At 74.2% G+C, this 15,718-nt stretch carries 14 protein-coding genes; 7 read left to right on the top strand and 7 right to left on the bottom strand.

All coding sequences use genetic code 11. The annotated features are described in order from the left end of the window. Window positions 1-13 precede the first annotated feature (13 nt). Window positions 14-301: a hypothetical protein gene (locus tag WMF42_RS29610; protein WP_437686217.1), complete on the bottom strand. Its 288-nt coding sequence runs from the start codon at window positions 299-301 to the stop codon at window positions 14-16. A gap of 404 nt (window positions 302-705) precedes the next feature. Between WMF42_RS29610 and WMF42_RS29605 the strand changes: the two genes are divergently transcribed. From WMF42_RS29605 to WMF42_RS29595, 3 genes are read left to right on the top strand one after another with little or no spacing between them, the layout of a single operon-like run. Then, the gene (locus WMF42_RS29605; RefSeq protein WP_437686216.1) at window positions 706-2,886 is read left to right on the top strand and encodes a hypothetical protein; all 2,181 of its coding nucleotides are present in this window, start codon (window positions 706-708) and stop codon (window positions 2,884-2,886) included. A 38-nt stretch (window positions 2,887-2,924) separates the two neighbouring features. Beyond that, on the top strand, window positions 2,925-3,620 hold the full coding sequence (locus tag WMF42_RS29600) for a helix-turn-helix transcriptional regulator (protein ID WP_437686215.1): 696 nt from the start codon (window positions 2,925-2,927) through the stop codon (window positions 3,618-3,620). Next, the gene (locus WMF42_RS29595) at window positions 3,617-5,956 is read left to right on the top strand and encodes a M20/M25/M40 family metallo-hydrolase (protein ID WP_437686214.1); all 2,340 of its coding nucleotides are present in this window, start codon (window positions 3,617-3,619) and stop codon (window positions 5,954-5,956) included. Before WMF42_RS29600 ends, WMF42_RS29595 begins: the two co-directional genes overlap by 4 nt. Window positions 5,957-6,133: 177 nt before the next feature. Here the strand turns inward: WMF42_RS29595 and WMF42_RS29590 are convergent, their stop codons facing one another. From WMF42_RS29590 to WMF42_RS29575, 4 genes are all read right to left on the bottom strand, one after another. After that, window positions 6,134-6,997: a fibro-slime domain-containing protein gene (locus tag WMF42_RS29590; protein ID WP_437686213.1), complete on the bottom strand. Its 864-nt coding sequence runs from the start codon at window positions 6,995-6,997 to the stop codon at window positions 6,134-6,136. A 185-nt stretch (window positions 6,998-7,182) separates the two neighbouring features. Further along, window positions 7,183-8,247, bottom strand: a complete 1,065-nt coding sequence (locus WMF42_RS29585; RefSeq protein ID WP_437686212.1) for a 1-aminocyclopropane-1-carboxylate deaminase/D-cysteine desulfhydrase — start codon at window positions 8,245-8,247, stop codon at window positions 7,183-7,185. 102 nt (window positions 8,248-8,349) lie between these two features. Further along, window positions 8,350-8,811, bottom strand: coding sequence for a PaaI family thioesterase (locus WMF42_RS29580; protein WP_061612474.1), 462 nt, complete (start codon window positions 8,809-8,811; stop codon window positions 8,350-8,352). A 64-nt stretch (window positions 8,812-8,875) separates the two neighbouring features. Then, on the bottom strand, window positions 8,876-10,504 hold the full coding sequence (locus WMF42_RS29575; protein WP_437686211.1) for a long-chain fatty acid--CoA ligase: 1,629 nt from the start codon (window positions 10,502-10,504) through the stop codon (window positions 8,876-8,878). A gap of 299 nt (window positions 10,505-10,803) precedes the next feature. Between WMF42_RS29575 and WMF42_RS29570 the strand changes: the two genes are divergently transcribed. Continuing rightward, window positions 10,804-11,715, top strand: coding sequence for a glutathione S-transferase family protein (locus WMF42_RS29570; RefSeq protein ID WP_437686210.1), 912 nt, complete (start codon window positions 10,804-10,806; stop codon window positions 11,713-11,715). A gap of 31 nt (window positions 11,716-11,746) precedes the next feature. Here WMF42_RS29570 and WMF42_RS29565 read toward each other — a convergent pair whose 3' ends face one another. Next, window positions 11,747-12,223 carry a YbhB/YbcL family Raf kinase inhibitor-like protein gene (locus tag WMF42_RS29565; RefSeq protein WP_061612488.1) on the bottom strand — a complete coding sequence of 159 codons (477 nt, stop codon included), beginning with the start codon at window positions 12,221-12,223 and terminating at the stop codon, window positions 11,747-11,749. A gap of 302 nt (window positions 12,224-12,525) precedes the next feature. Then, entirely contained in the window at window positions 12,526-13,230 is a 705-nt protein-coding gene (locus WMF42_RS29560) for a hypothetical protein (protein WP_437686209.1), read from the bottom strand. Between the two features lie 360 nt (window positions 13,231-13,590). On the opposite strand from WMF42_RS29560, the gene WMF42_RS29555 reads away from it, so the two are divergent. Genes WMF42_RS29555 through WMF42_RS29545 form a run of 3 tightly spaced genes read left to right on the top strand, consistent with a single transcriptional unit; the run spans window position 13,591 to window position 15,703 of the window. Further along, window positions 13,591-14,289 (top strand): RibD family protein, encoded by a 699-nt coding sequence (locus WMF42_RS29555; RefSeq protein ID WP_061612477.1) that lies wholly within the window; start codon window positions 13,591-13,593, stop codon window positions 14,287-14,289. Further along, on the top strand, window positions 14,273-15,295 hold the full coding sequence (locus WMF42_RS29550; RefSeq protein WP_437686208.1) for a zinc-binding dehydrogenase: 1,023 nt from the start codon (window positions 14,273-14,275) through the stop codon (window positions 15,293-15,295). The genes WMF42_RS29555 and WMF42_RS29550 overlap by 17 nt, the downstream gene beginning before the upstream one ends. A gap of 9 nt (window positions 15,296-15,304) precedes the next feature. Then, window positions 15,305-15,703, top strand: coding sequence for a 6-pyruvoyl trahydropterin synthase family protein (locus WMF42_RS29545; RefSeq protein ID WP_061612478.1), 399 nt, complete (start codon window positions 15,305-15,307; stop codon window positions 15,701-15,703). Window positions 15,704-15,718 lie beyond the last annotated feature (15 nt).

Below are 15,718 nucleotides of genomic sequence, written 5' to 3'. Positions count from 1 at the left end.
CCGGAGCGAGGATTCAGCGGGCGCCTTCGGCGGCGGCCTCGTCGCCCTTCTTGAGCTTCCCTTGAAGCTCACCGAGCTTGCCGGCCGTCCGAACGAGCGCGCGCGCGGCGCTCTCGAGCGCGATCCGCCCATACCCGATGGCCACCTCGGCCCAGGAGGTGCCGAGCTCGCGCAGCGTCTCGACGAAGGGCGGCTTGGCCGCCGGCGTCGAGACGCTCGCCTCCGCCTGCACCGCGTGCGCGGCGGTCCCGTTCACGCTGTTCTCGGCCTTCGGCTCGCTGATGCTCTGCGTCTCACTCATGATCTGCCTCCCACTTGGTTATGTCCCCCCGCGATGCGCGCGGGCGTACAGAAATGATGAATCGAGCGATGGTCCCCAGCGCCTCAGGCGCCGCCCGCTCCCGCGAGTCCGCGAGACGCGACGTGACCTGGAGCCCCGGGGCCCTGTGAGCGACCATGCCAGTGAACGGAGCCGGATTCGCGGCTTCGTCGGAGGGCACAAACGCGTCGTCCCGACACTGCGACGCGCCGCGTTAGCTGTCAAGGTTGCTGTCGATTTTGTTGCAGTCGTTTTTCACTCGGTAGTCTGATGAGGACGCTGCGGCGGCCATCGCGTTCGCTCGGCAGGTCAAGGAAGGGAGTTTCCCTATGTCGCTAGCGCGCTGGAACCAGGCCGCGCGTTCAAGGCTCTCTCGGCTTCTCGTCGTGCTGTTGCTGCTCGTCGTCCCCTCGCTGGCGTTGGCGCAGGCGGCGGTCGAGCCCACAGGGGCGCCTGCGGCGGGCGCCGCGCCCGCGGCGCCCGCCGCGAAGGCGGGCGCCGCGGCGCCGGCCCGCGGGGCTGCGTTGCCGCCGGACTCGTGGGCCGGTCAGCTCGAGATGCTCTCGCGCTGGGTCGAGCAGCGCGGCGCCGCGGCGGGGTGCGCCGAGCGGTGTTACGCGCTCGACCGGCTGCGCATCACCGGCGTGGTGGGCGAGGGGCCGCTCCAGTTCGAGCTCTCGGGCGGCGTGCTCGCGGACGGCCCCGTGGCCGTGCCGCTCTTCGGGCCGCCGGAGCACGTCCGCATCGAGGCCGTGCTCGACGACGGCAGGCCCGCGTCGCGCCGCGAGGCCGCGCCGATCAGCTTCGAGGGGAGCCATTACTATCTCTGGACGGCCGCGCGCCGCTTCGTGCTCCGGGGCACGCTGTCGCTCGGGGGCGACCTTACGCTGCTCGTGGCCGGCCCGCTCAACACGTTCGAGGCCGACGTGACCGGCGGCTCGGTCGCCGAGGGCGCGCGGCTCTCGGGGCTCTCGGGGGCGGCGGTCCACTTCAGCACCGAAGGGGGCGAGGCGGCGCAGAGCGCGGGCCCCACGGTCTTCCAGCTCTCGCGCGCGGTGCGGGTGGGGCGCGAGATCGGCTTCGAGTACCGGCTCGTGATGCGGTCGGGCACCGACCTCGGCGTCGTGCGCCTGCCGCTCGCGTTCGGGGAGAAGGTGCTCGACGTCTCCGGCGCGAGCGGCTTCCGGGTCGAGGGCGGGGAGCTCGTGCTGCCCACCTCGGGCCGCGCCGCGGAGATGACGATCTCGGGCACGCTCCCGAAGGTCGGCGCCTTCTCGCCCGACCCGCGCTCGGCCTACGAGTGGTGGCTGTTCGAGTCCGACGCGGAGCACCGGCTCACCGTGAACGGCGGGCGCCAGGTCGACGCGGCCGAGTCGCCGATCCCGCGGACCCAGGCGACGTCGCGGCTCTTGCTCGTGCAGCGAGGGCAGAGCGTCGAGGTCAAGGTCGAGCCGCTCGCGGGGGTCGAGGTGCTCGCCGCGGTGGTGCGCGAGCACCGCCGCACCCTGGTGCTGACCGAGCGCGGGGACCTCGTGGCCGACGACGCGCTGAGCTACGAGAACAACGGCATCGACTACCTGACGTACGCGCCCGGCGGGCGGCCGATCTACCTGGCCACCGACGGCAAGGCGCAGCGGATCATGCACCAGCGCGCGGCCGCGGAGGAGGTCCTCGTCCCGCTGCAGACGGGGAGCCACACGATCCAGGTGCAGTCGCTGGCGCAGGCGGCGACGCGCTCGATCGGCGGAACCATGGCGCTGCCGATGCCGAGCTACCCGCTCACCGCGAGCCGGATGGCGCTCACCGTCGGCCTGCCCGAGAGCGTGCTGCCGGTCGCGCTGCTCGGCGGCGACCGGCCGGTGTGGTTCGCGGACGCGGGCGACGCCCTCGCCGTGGCGATCGGCTTCGCGGCGGCGTGGATCGCTGTCCGCCCCGGGCCGGCGGCGGGCCGCGGGCGCGTCCGCGCGCTGCGCGTGCTGGGCGGGCTGGTCATGGCGGGCCTGTGGTTCGTGGCGCCGGCGACGTTCGTTGCGCTGCTGGTCGGGATCGCGACGGCCGCGGCGGCGTGGCTCGCGGGGCGGCTGTTCCGGGGCGCGAGCCGCGCGGCCGCGATGGTGGTGCTGCTCGTCGCGGGCGGCCTCGCGCTGCTGATCGGGCTCTTCGCGATCTCGGCGGGGCGCTACCAGAGCGGGGGGAGGGACGCCGCGTACGAGACTGTCGCGTCAGCGCCCGCCTCGGCGCGAAGGGCCAAGGACGACGACCAGGTCAAGGGCGGCGCCTCCCTCGCGCCCGGGGGCGCCGTGCTGGAGGGGGTGACGCCGGTCGCGCTGGCGCTCCCGAGCTACGCGAGGAGCCTCCACGTGAGCCGGGAGCTCGTCACGGAGGAGCGCGCGTTCCGCCCCGTGCTCGTCTACACGACGTCGTCGGCGCTCGTGCCGCTCGCGCTCCTGTGGCTGGCCGGGGTGGTGGTCCTGCTCGCCGCGCACAGGGCGCCGCTCACGGAGATCTACCGCCGCGCGTCCGCGCGCCTCGCGCGCAGGCCCGAGGACAGCGCGCCGGCGGGCTGACGGGGCGCGCCGGCGCCGGAGGACGGGGACGCGCTGTCATGCGGAGAGCCGACCGGCTGTTCCAGATCGTGCAGCTCCTCCGCCGGCGCCGCGTCACGACGGCCGCGCGCCTCGCGGAGGAGCTCGAGGTATCGGAGCGGACCATCTACCGCGACGTCCGCGATCTCATCGCGTCGGGCGTGCCGATCGAGGGGGAGGCCGGCGTCGGCTACGCGCTGCCCCGCGGCTTCGATCTGCCGCCGCTCATGTTCCAGGAGGACGAGATCGAGGCGCTCGTGCTCGGCGCGCGCATGGTGGGGAGCTGGTCCGATCCGGCGCTCGTGCGCGCCGCCGGGCGCGCGCTCGCGCGGATCGAGGCGGCGCTGCCCGATCGCCTCCGGCCGAGGGTCGCCGCGAGCGCGCTGTTCGCGCCGAGCTTCCACATCCCCGAGGGCGCCACCGCGCACCTCGCCGCGCTGCGCGCCGCGGTGAGCGAGCGCCGCAAGATCCGCTTCGGCTACGCGCGCGCCGACGGCGCCCGCTCGACGCGGACGGCGCTCCCGCTCGGGCTGTTCTTCATGGGCACCGGCTGGTCGCTCGCCGCCTGGTGCGAGCTGCGCGGCGCCTTTCGCGGCTTCCGCCTCGACCGCATGAACGATCTCGAGACGCTCGGCGCGCGCTTCGAGGAGACGGCGGGCCGGACGCTGCGCGACTACTTCCTGTCCAGAGAGGCCGAGGCCGAGGGCAATCCATGAACGTGACGGGGCTCCTGCGCGCGCGGTGGTCGCCTGGGCTCGCCGTGGCGCTCGCGCTTGTCGCGCTCGTCGCGCTCCGGATCGCGCAGCTCGGCCGCCCTCCGGACGTCGCGCCGGCCAGCGCGCCGCCCGAGGCGTTCTCGGCCGAGCGGGCCCGGGAGCACCTCGCGCGCATCGCCGCGGAGCCGCGCCCGACCGGCACCGCGGGCCACCGGCGGGCGCGCGAGTACCTGCTCGCGCGGCTCGCGGAGCTCGGCGTGCAGGCCGAGGTCCAGCGCGCCTCGGTGCTGAGCCGGCAGTGGGGCTTGCCGTACGACGCCGCGCGCGTGGAGAACGTCGTGGCGCGGCTGCCGGGCGCGGACAGCACCGGGGTGGTCGCGCTCGTCGCGCACTACGACTCGGTGCCCGGCAGCCCCGGGGCCGCCGACGACGGCAGCGGGGTCGCGGCGCTGCTGGAGACGCTGCGGGCGCTGAGGAGCGGCGCGCCGCTGCGCAACGACGTGCTGCTCCTGTTCACCGACGCGGAGGAGGGCGGCATCCTCGGCGGCAAGGCGTTCATGGCCGAGCACCCGCTGCGCGGCGAGGTGCGGATCGCGCTGAACTTCGACGCCCGCGGGGCCGGCGGCGTCGTCGCGATGTTCGACACCGGGCCCGGGGACGCGTGGCCGGTGCGCGAGCTCGCCCGCGTCGCGCCCTACCCGGTGGCCTCGTCGCTGTTCCCCGAGGTCGCGCGGCGCATGGGCCACAGCACCGACCTCAGCGTGTTCAAGCGGGCCGGCATCCCCGGGCTGAACTTCGCCTTCAGCGACGCCGCCGCGCACTACCACACGCCGTCCGACACCCTGGGCAACCTCGACCTCCGGAGCGTGCAGCACGCCGGGGATCAGGCGCTGTCGCTCGCGCGGCGCTTCGGCGCGCTCGACCTCGGGCACCGGGACCGCGAGGACGCCGTGTACTTCAACACCTGGGGCGCCCACCTCCTCGCGCACCCGATCGGCTGGGTGCCGTGGATCGCCGCGCTGATCGCCTGCCTGTTCGCGGGCGTGGCGGCGCTGGCGCGGCGGCGGGGGGCCGCGTCGCTGGGCCGTATCCTCTCGGGATCGCTCGCCTTTCTGGCGCTGCTCCTCGGCGTCGCCGCCGCGGTGGGCGGGCTCGCGTGGGTCCTGCGGCGCGTCCACCCGGTGCTGCGGGTGATGCCGTTCGAGCCGTACAACGCGCCCGCGTACCGGCTGGCGCTCGCGCTCCTCGCGCTCGCGGCGTCCGCGGCGGGCTACCGGCTCGTCCGGGCGCGCCTCGGGGCCTGCGACGCCGCCCTGGGCGCGCTGCTCCTCTGGCTCGTGCTGCTCGTCGCGGCGAGCCTCTCCATGCCGGGCGCGAGCTTCTACTTCGCCTGGCCGCTCGCGTCCGCCCTGCTCGGCGTCGCGGCCGTGATGATCCGGCGCGGCGGCGCGCCGTCCGCGCCGGCTCCGACGTGGCCCACGTGGACCGACGCCGCGCTCCTCGTCGCCGCCGCGGCGCCGGCGGTCGCGCTGGCGGTGCCCGGCCCGTACCTGCTCTTCGTCGCGCTGGGCCTTCCGATGGCGGCGGCGCCGGCGCTCGCTGTCGCGCTCGTCTTCGGGCTCTTCCTGCCGCACGCCGAGCTCCTCGGCGGCGGCCGCTCGCGGCGGCTCGCGCTCGCCTTCGCGCTGCCGGGCGCCCTGGCGCTCGCCGTCGCCTGCGCGACGGGCGGCTTCAGCGAGGCGCGGCCGCGGCCGGCGAGCCTCGCCTACGCGCTCGACGCCACGGCCGAGCAGGCCCACTGGCTCTCGGCCGACAGGGACCTCGACCCGTGGACGGCCGCCCACTTCCCGGACGATCGCGCGCAGGCGCCCTCGTTCGCGGTGCCGTTCGTGCGGGTGACCCGCCAGAGCGAGGCGCCTGTCGCCGCGCTGCCGCTGCCGTCGCTCGCGGTGCTCGGCGACGTCACGCGCGGCGGCGTGCGGTCGCTCCGGCTCCGCGTCGCGTCGCCCCGCGGCGCCCCGTGGCTGCTCGCCGAGGTGGCGTCGCCGACCCCGGTGCTCCGCGCGGAGGTGGACGGCCAGCGCGTGGAGGAGTCGGCCCGCGGGGCGCAGGTGAAGCGCGACGTCCGGTGGGGGTTCACCTACATGGGATTGCCGCCAGGGGGCATCGAGTTGTCGCTGGAGGTCGAGGACTCCGGCCCGGTCGAGATCCGGCTGATGGACCAGACCTACGAGCTCCCGCGCGACCTCGTGCGCGCGCCGCGGCCCAGGGACATCATGGGGGTGCCGTACCGGCTCGCCGATTCGACGTTCGTGAGCGGGTCGTTCTCGCTCTGATGGCGCGTCGGCGGGTCGTGCCTGGTTTCATGGAAGAGAGATAGAACCACAGAGGCACAGAGGGCACAGAGGGAAGAGAAGAGAGAAGAGAGATAGATAATTATTCTTTCTTCTCTCTCCTCTGTGCCCTCTGTGCCTCTGTGGTTCAAATTCTTCTCTTCTGTGCGCCCCGCGCGCTCAGTCGACGAAGATGGGCTCGCAGTTCGTGAACGCGAGCGTCGACTGGATCACGAAGTTCGACTCGGTCGTGTGCCGCTCGGCGTGGAAGAAGTCGAGCGGGTACTCCTGGCCGGGCACGATCCCGAGCTCCTCGGCCATCCGGTCGAGATCGAGCTCGTCGGACTGGGGGCCGTGGAGGCCGCCGAGATCGATGGCGAGACGGTTGTTGATGAACACCCAGAGATCGTCGTCGCCGGTGAACGAGAACACCTCACCGCCGCTGTACACGAACTTCATGTGAAGCTCGAACGTGAAGTGGAAGTTGTGCTGCCTGCCCTCGTTCCCGAAGCCCCCCCCGTCGATGGGGAAGAACGCCCGGTTGTCGTAGGTGGCGATGCCGTCCGCGCCGACAACGGGCGTGATGGTGAACTCGATCGGCATGTTCACCCCCTGGACGTCGCGGTACCACTGATCGAACTCTTCCGGCCCCGTCGTGTGCGCGGTGCCCCTCTGGTGTGCATAGACGGGCTTCTGATCCGGGCCCAGCTCGCGCGCGACGATCCCCTTCAGGCCGCTGCCCGTGAACGTCTCGAAGTCGGGGTGCCCCTCCCCGTCCTCGTAGGCGCGGAAGTCGCGCACGATCCCCGTGAGCTTCGCGTCGCACCCGCTGCCGCTGCCGCTGCTGCCGTTGCCGTTACCCGCGCCCGGCCCCGCCGCCACGCCGCTCCCGAAGTCGTCGCCGCCCGCGCCCGACCCGTTCCCGGCGCCGGCGCCGCTGTCCCCGGAGCCGCTCGACGCGTTGTCGCCGCCGCCGCAGGCGACGCCGGTCAATGCCAGCAGGATTGCGAGCGGAACGTACCAGTTCGATTGCAGGCGAAGCATGCGAAGTCTCCTTTTTACGCGGGTTGCGCGTGGTGCGCGGACAGGCGCCACGGCAGCCAAAGCAAACAGCCACCGAGGGCGCAAGAGAGAAAACGATCTTATCCCGTCGCGATGTCGAGGCGACGTACAAATTCATCTTCGTGCGACGGCGGCAGGACGCCGCAATGCGGCGATATGTAGGTTCCTTATCGAGAGCCGCCGCCGCAGTGGGCGCCGAGGCGCCGCGCCAGCGCGGGCGGGAGGCGCTCGCACAAGCCGTCCGGCCTGGGCAAGGGCTCGCGCCGCGCCGTGTGCCAGAACAGCACAGGACCGAGCCGGCGCGCTCGCGCGTCGGCCATGAGCGCGGCCATGGCCTTGCCGGTGTAGACAGGCTCCAGCGAGATGCCCTCGGCCGCGAGCGCCTCGCAGGCGGCGAGCGACGCGGGCGTCGGCGAGCCGTAGCCGCGGCCGAGGTGGCCGTGGACGAGGTCGATCGGGGCCGCGGGGGGCACGGGCGCGACACCGGCGCGCGCCAGGAACGCGCGGAGCTCGGCCGTGAGGGCGCGCAGGCGGAAGCGCGAGGCGAGGAGGCGCTCGACGACGGCGACGGCGACGACGCGCGAGCGCAGGCCGCCGAGCGAGAGGCCGACGGCGAGGCCGGCGGCGGTGCCGCCGGAGCCGAACGCGACATAGACGCGCGCGGGCTCGGGGAGCTCGCCGGCGCGGACCTGCGCGCACAGCTCGAGCGCCGCGCGCGCGGCCCCCACCATGCCGAGCGCCGACGTGGCGCCGAGCGGCACGATCGCCGCGCCCTCGGCATCCCGCGCGCGGAGCGGCAGGAAGAGCGACGGGCGCGCGAGCGCGAGCTCGAGGCGCGACGGATAGAAGCGGATCGAGCTCGGCCCCGAGGCCGTGAGCGCGAGGTTGTCGATCACCGCGCGGGAGAGGTCGGTCCAGAACAGGTGCGCGTTCACGCGCCGGCCGAGGCGCTCCGCCGCGACGACGAGCGCCGCCACGTTGCCCGAGCCGATGCCGCCCGCCGCCGACCACGCCGCCGCCGTCGACAGCGGGGGCGCGGCGAGCAGGTAGTCGAGCTTGCGCATCTTCATCCCGCCGTGGACGGGCTCGCACAGGTCGTCGCGCTTGATCCCCAGGAAATCGAGGCCGAGCGCGGCGGCGAGCCGCGGCAGCGCCGTGACAGGCGAGGGCCCGACGACCCAGCCGAGCCGGGGGATGCGGTCGATCATCCGGAGGGCGTCTACGTCGCGCAACGAGGGCTCCTCGCGGAGGCGGCGGTTGTCAGCCGGCCAGGCGCTCCGTCGGTCAGCGGGTCATACACGCGGGCGATCGGGTACTCCGACGCGCGGGTGGGTTCAACCCGGCGTGCCGGCGCGCTGCCCCGCGAGCACCGCGTCGGGCTCCAGCACGAGGAGGCGCACGCGCCCCGAGGCGCAGAGCCGGCCCTGCTCGTCGTGGACCGAGCCCTCCCAGACCTGCGTGCGGCGCCCGCGGTCGATCGGCCGCGCGACGGCGCGGAGCCGACCCGACCGGACCGCGCGCAGAAAGCTCGTGTGGTTCTCGAGCCCGACCACAGTACGGCCGTCCGGCAGGGCGTTGAGCGCCGCGCCGATCGACGCCAGCGTCTCGACGATCCCCGCGTGCACGCCGCCGTGCACGATGCCGTAGGCCTGCCGGTGCTGCGGGCCGATGTCGAGCTCGGCCTCGACCTCGTCGCGCGTGGCGCGGATCAGCCGCAGGCCCATGGCGTTGATCCAGCCGTCGATGCCCGCCGCGTCGAGCGCGGCGGCGAAGTCCTCGGGATCCCCTTCGGCCATGGGGGCAGCCTAGACCACGCGCCGCCGGGATCGGCGGGCGATTTCGCGCGGGCGCGCGCGCGCGTCAGCCGGGGGGCTGCTTCGTCAGGAGATCGGCGTACTCGTCGCGCAGCTGCGACTTCAGGAACTTGCCGGTCGAGGTGCGCGGGATGCGCTCGACGAAGAGGACCTCGTCCGGGAGCCAGAACCTCGCGAAGCGGGGCTCGAGGTGGGCGCGGAGCTCGTCCTTCGAGGCGGCCTGCCCCGGCCGCAGCACGACGGCCGCGAGCGGACGCTCGCCCCAGACCGGGTGGCGCGCGGCGAACACAGTGGCCTCGAGGACGGCGGGGTGGCTCATGAGCGCGTTCTCGAGCGCGACAGAGCTGATCCACTCGCCGCCCGACTTGATCACGTCCTTCGCGCGATCCGTGATGCGCATGTACCCGTCGCCGTCGATCGTCACGACGTCGCCGGTCTTGAACCAGCCGTCCTTCGTGAAGCGGTCCTCGCCCTCGTCGCCGAAGTACGACGAGGCGACCCAGGGGCCGCGCACCTCGAGCTCGCCCATGCTCCGGCCGTCCCAGGGCAGCGGCTGGTCGTCGGCGCCGACGTGGCGCTGGTCGATGAACGGGACCGCGTAGCCCTGGGAGGCGCGCGTATCGAGCTCCGCGGCGGCGTCCAGGTCGAGGCCGTGGCGGAGGTGCGCGATGGTGCCGAGCGGGTTGGTCTCGGTCATCCCCCAGGCGTGCGTGACAACGAGCCCGTGGCGCGCGAGGAAGCCGTCGATGAGCGCGGGGGGCGCCGCCGAGCCGCCGATCACCATCGCGCGCATCGACGAGAGATCCCAGCGCTTCGGGTGCTCGTCGAGGAGCGCGAGGATGCCGAGCCAGATGGTGGGGACGCCGGCGGCGAACGTGACGCGCTCCCGGGCCATGAGGTCGAGCAGCGACGCGGGGTCGAGGTGCGGGCCGGGCAGGACGATCCTGGCGCCTGTCGCGACGGCCGAGTACGGCAGGCCCCAGGCCATCGCGTGGAACATCGGCACGACGGACAGGACCACGTCGCTGTCGCGGAAGCCGAGCGCGTCGTGCATGCACGAGACGAGGGTGTGGAGGACGATCGAGCGGTGGCTGTAGAGGACGCCCTTCGGGTTGCCCGTCGTGCCGGAGGTGTAACAGAGCATGGCCGCGGCGCGCTCATCGAGCCGGGGGAAGTCGAAGTGATCGGGCTCGGGCGCGAGCAGCGCCTCGTAATCGAGCCCGTCGCCCTCCACGGGCCCGTCGTCGCCGATGACGATGACGCGCTGGACGCAGCGGGCCTGGGCCGCGAACTTGCGGTAGAGCGGGAGGAGCGAGCGGTCGACGACGAGGACCCTGTCCTCGGCGTGCGAGGCGATGTACCCGAGATCGCTCGGGTGGAGGCGCAGGTTGAGGGTGTGGACGACCGCGCCCATGGCCGGGACGCCGAGGTAGAGCTCCAGGTGCCGGGCGTGGTTCCAGCAGAGCGTCGCGACGCGGTCGCCCGCGCGGACGCCGAGCCGCGTCAGCGCGTGCGCGAGCTTCGAGGCGCGGCGGTGGAGATCGGCGTAGGTCGCGCGGGAAGAGGTCCTGTCCGGGTTCTGCGTCACGATCGCGCTGCGGGCGTGGTACGTCCTCGCCCGCTCGAGGAAGTGCGTGATCGTCAGCGGATAATCCATCATGCGGCCGGCGAGCATGGGCGGTGCCTCCTTGTCCCGCGCGGGGCGCGGGGATCGGTCGAATCGGTCGAGCGGGATGAGGAGGGCTCCGCGAGGACGCCGCGACGCGCGGCGCTGCCCCCCGGGGGCGTAGGCTAGCGGTTCGCGGGCGGCGCGGGGGAACGCAGCGGCGCGATCGCCGGCGGCCGCCCGGTCGGGACGCCGGGCGAGCGTGAGGGGCCCTTGGCGCGCGATCGCAAGATCCTCCAAGAACGCGCGGGGCGGGAGCCCCAGAATGGCCGTCGACCGGAGATGGTCACACCAGAAGGAGAACGCTCATGGCCGAGATCATTCTTCACCAGTATCCATTGTCGCTCTTCGCGGAGAAGATCCGCCGGATCCTCGCGTACAAGAAGGTGGCGTGGCGATCGGTCGAGCAGCCGATGATGGCGCCGAAGCCCGAGCTGACGCCGCTCACCGGGGGATACAGGCGGATCCCGGTCCTGCAGATCGGCGCGGACGTCTATTGTGACACGGCGTGTATCGCCCGGCGCCTGGAGGAGCTCCAGCCGGAGCCTGCCTGCTTCCCGGCGGGCCAGAGCGGGCTGGCCGCGATGATCGAGGACTGGGCGGATCATCGGTTCATGGCGCAGGTCGTGCCGCCGATGGTTGTCGAGCTGTTCCCTGTCCTGCCGCCGGGCATCCTCAAGGATCGCGCGGCGATGTCGCCGGCGCTGAGCAAGGAGGCGATCTTCGGGGCGGCGCCGCACGCGCTGAGCCAGGCGCGGCTGTCGTTCGATCGGCTGGAGGGACAGCTCCGAGAAAGGCCGTTCCTGCTGGGCGACGCGTTCTCGATCGCGGACGCGGCGTGCTTTCACCCGGTCTGGTTCCTGAAGCAGAGCGCCCGGCTGTTCGCCGAGATCGAGGCGCGGCCGGCGCTCGCGGCGTGGTTCGCGCGCATCGAGGGGTTCGGCCCGGGCGACGCCCGGCCGATGACCCCTGCCGAGGCGCTCGCGATCGCCCGCGCGTCCGAGCCGGCGGACGTCGCCGGCGGGGAGGTCACGGGAGCAGAGGAGCTCCGGCCGGGAGATGCGGTGACGATCGCGGCCGACGATCACGGGCCCGAGGAGAGCCGCGGCGTGGTGGCGCGGATCTCGGCGTCCGAGATCACGGTCCGGCGGCGCGATGCGGCGGTGGGGGAGATCGCGCTGCACTTCCCGCGCGCGGGGTATCGGATCAGGAAGCCGTGAGCCGCGCCGCCGTGGCTCACGGCGAGCGCCGCTACCGCTTCGTCTTCTGGTACGTGCCCACGAGCTCGACATGGGCGAGCACGTGCCCGGCCATCGCCTGTTCGAGCTGGGCCTTCGTCGGTGTGCCGAGGTTGGGCAGGACCGTATCGAGGGCATAGAGCTTGTGGAAATAGCGGTGCCTGCCGACCGGCGGGCAAGGGCCACCGTAGGTCGGGCGCTTCCAGTCGTTCAGGCCCTGGCGGGCGCCCTCGGGGAGGCCGCCGTCCGCAGCGCCTGCGGGCAGGTCGTTCGCCGTGGGCGGGAGGTTATAAACCACCCAGTGCACCCACGTGGTCTTCGGGGCGCGCGGGTCGGGCGCGTCCGGGTCGTCCACGATGAGCGCGAGGCTGCGTGTGCCCGGCGGCAGCGAGGACCAGGCGAGCGGCGGGGATCGATCGGCCCCCTCGCATGTGTGCTCCATCGGGATCTCGCCGCTCTGCGCGAATGCCGGCGATGCAAGGCTCAGCATGGTTTTCCCCCCTCCCGGGGGCTGCTCGGCGGCGCGCTCACCGCTCGGAGCGCGCTCGGCCGCGGCGCACGAGATGAACACGAGCGCTCCGAGCATGGAACGGGCAGCACGGGTCATCGGCGGACGCTCCCTCCCCCTGCACACCAACGTGCGTCCGGACCCGCGCCGGCGCCATGGCGCCACGCCGTCGATCGCCCTTTTCATGGCCGTCGCGGCCGCTCACCTGCCTGATCTCCGGCGCGCAGGATCCAGGATCTGGAGGCGATCGAGCGATCGAGCCAGGAGGCGGCGTCAACCTGGAGTCAGGTGGAGCTCCGTGTTCGCTGCGCGGGCGCGTGGAGCGCGCGGAATGCGCGCATGTGAAAGCGGCGTTGCTCCTCGGGATAGATGTGCTCCTGCCCGACCGGGCACGCGCGGCGCGACAGGCATCCTCCGGTCATGCACGCCGCGCCGGCCTGCGCGCCGAGGTGACCGACGCAGGCGGCGACATCGTAATTGCCGGGGGAGAAGGCGGCTACGGGGCAGGCGCGGAGACAGGGCCTGTCGGCGCACGACGCGCAGGGGCTCGGGAGGTCGTTGCGCGGCGAGAGCGACAGCCGCTCCGGGAAGACGAGCGCGGCACGATAGCCGTGCCAGAGGCCGAACCGCGGGTGGATGAGGATGCCGAGAGGCGAGGGGTACACCGCCTCGGCCCGCTGCGCCCAGCGCTGGAACGGCCAGTAGGGAGGGCCGGTGAACGGGAACAGGGCGGCCGCGCCGAGCTCCGCCGCGAGCGCGGAGACCACCGCGAAGGTCCAGTCGTCGAGCGCGAGATCGGGGGCGTCCTCCCGGGCGCGCGAGAACGCGCGCCACATCGACGGGCCGGCGTTGCCGAGCAGGACGAGCGTCCCCGCCGGGAGATCCCCTGCGGGGGGGACGCCGTCGTCGTCGCGAGGGTGGAACCCGCCGCGCAGGGGGATGCCGGCGTGGTCGCAGCGCGCCGAGAGGGCAGGCCAATCGATGAGCATCGCGGCGCGATTAGAGCGCCGGGGGCGGCGCGGCAAGCGCGCGATGGGACGGAGCGGCGCGCCGAGCGGGGCGGCGGTCGTGGCTGCGGGGCGCGCGGGAGCGTCGGCTCGTGGGTCTCTGGGACCGCCGGCGAGCGCGAAGGCTTGCGGCGCTCGCGCGGGGGCTCCGTCGCCGGCCGTTCGTGTCGAGCTGTTGGCGCTGAGCCGTTCGCGCGCTCTCCTCCCCGGGGCGGGCGTTATGATCTAGAGTGGCGCCGTGGCCCGGAGGCTCCGTTGCCGGCTCGGGATGACGACGCAGTCCCCCCTCGCCCACGCCGCGCGCGCGATCGGCCGCGCCGCGCGCGGGATCGCGAGCGCGGGATGAGCGCGCCGCGGCCGCTGGTCACGCTCCACTTCGCCCAGACGCTCGACGGCCGCATCGCGACGCCGGGCGAGCGCGTGGGGCTCAGCACGCCGGCGGGGATCGAGCACGCCCACCGAGCGCGCGCGGGCCACGACGCGGTGCTCGTCGGGATCCGCACCGTCGTGATCGATGACCCGCTCTTGACCGTGCGCGCGTGCGCAGGGCCCCAGCCCGCGCGCGTCGTGCTGGCGAGCACCCTCGGCGTGCCGGAAGGGGCGCGGCTGCTGATGGCGTCGGGGCAGCCGTCGTCAGGGCAGCCGCCGGGCGGGCGCGTGATCGTCATCGGGGCCGCGGGGCGGGCGACGGACGCGGCGCGGGCGCGGCTCGAGGAGCGCGGGGCGGAGGTCGTCGTCGTGCCCGCGAACCACAGCGGGCGCGTCTCGCTGCCGCACGCGCTGGCCGAGCTCCACGCGCGCGGCGTGCGGCGGCTGCTCGTCGAGGGGGGCGGCATGGTGCTCACGTCGTTCCTGCGCGCGCGGCTCGCCGACCGCGCGGAGGTCGAGATCGCGCCGCGCCTGCTCGGCGATACGGCCATCCCCGCGGTCGGCGCGCTGGGAGACGCGCAGCTCGCGTCGGCGATCGACCTGCGCGAGCCGGCGGTCGAGCTCCTGGGAGGCAACGTGCTGCTGCGAGGAGAGATTGGCTATCCCGACTGACACCGGCGCGCCGCCCGCGCGCGAGCTCTGGTTCCTCGGACCCGGCCTCGTCGAGGTGCGGCAAGGCGCGCCGCCGCGCGAGCCCGGGGCCGGCGAGGTCGTGGCGCGCGCGCTCGCCTCGGGCGTGAGCCAGGGGACGGAGCTCCTCCTCTACCGCGGCGAGGGGCCGACGCCGTTCGATCCGTCGCTCGACGCGCCTGGCGCGCCCACCTATCCGCGCCGCTACGGCTACGCGTGGGTGGGCGAGGTCGTCGCCCGCGGCGAGGGCGCGGCGACCGCGCCCGGCGACCGCGTGTTCGCGCTGGCGCCGCACGGCGATCTGCACCTCCTCGGCCCGGGCGCGGCGCGCGCGCTGCCCCGCGCGATCCCGGGCGAGCGCGCGGTGCTGGCCGCGAACCTGGAGACGGCGATCACGTGCGTGTGGGACGCAGGGATCGGGCTCGGGGACGCGGTGGTGGTGCTCGGCGGCGGCGTCGTCGGGCTGCTCGTCGTGGCGCTCGCGCGGCGCGCCGGCGCGGAGGTCCTGCTGGTCGAACCGAGCGAGCGGCGGCGCCAGGCCGGGCTCGCCCTGGGCGCGGCCGCGGCGATCCGGCCGGAGGACGATCGGCCGCAGGGCGACGCGGACGCCGTGATCGCCGCGACCGGGGACCCGAGCGAGCTCGATCGCGCGATCGCGCACGCGGGGCGCGAGGCGACGGTGACGGTGGCGTCGTTCTACGGGGCGCGCACGAGCCCTGTCGCGCTCGGGTCGGCGTTCCACCGGCGCCGGCTGCGCCTCCGCGCGAGCCAGGTGTCGACGATCCCGCCGGAGCGCGCGCCCCGCTGGGACCACGCGCGGCGCTTCGCGCTTGTCTGCGCCCTGCTCGAGGACGCCGCGCTCGACGCGCTGCTGGACCCGCCCGTCCCGCTCGACGACGCGCCGTCGGTGTACGCCGCGCTCGCGGCCGAGCCGGGGGCGCGGCTGCAGACGGTCTTCCAGTACGGATCGCGATCGGCTACGCGGTAGGCACGAGCCATGTTCCTCCTCGGCGTCAGCGATCACGTGATGATCGCGCACAGCTTCTCCGATCCGTTCTTCGGCCCGGCGACCCGGATGCACGGCGCGACGTACTCCGTGGAGGTCGAGATCCGCGCCAGGGCGCTCGGGCCGCACCACGTGGTCATGGACATCGGCGCGCTGCACGCGTCGCTGCGCCGGGCGCTGGACACGATCGACTACCAGAACCTCGACGAGCACCCGGCCTTCCCGGGGCGCACCTCGACGACCGAGCGCGTGGCCGAGCACGTGGCCGGGCTGCTCGCCGCGGACATCGCGAAGCTCCCCGAGGGCGACGCGCCGCTCCCCGGCGCGACGCTGCGGGTGCTCGTCCGCGAGTCGCCCACCGCGTACGCGGGCTTCGAGCGGGACCTGTAGCGCGCGGCGCGTTGT

Origin of the sequence: Sorangium sp. So ce176 (assembly GCF_051519835.1) — a bacterium.
Taxonomy (GTDB): Bacteria; Myxococcota_A; Polyangia; order Polyangiales; family Polyangiaceae; genus Sorangium; species Sorangium cellulosum_G.
This window is presented reverse-complemented; position numbering and strand designations above follow the sequence as displayed.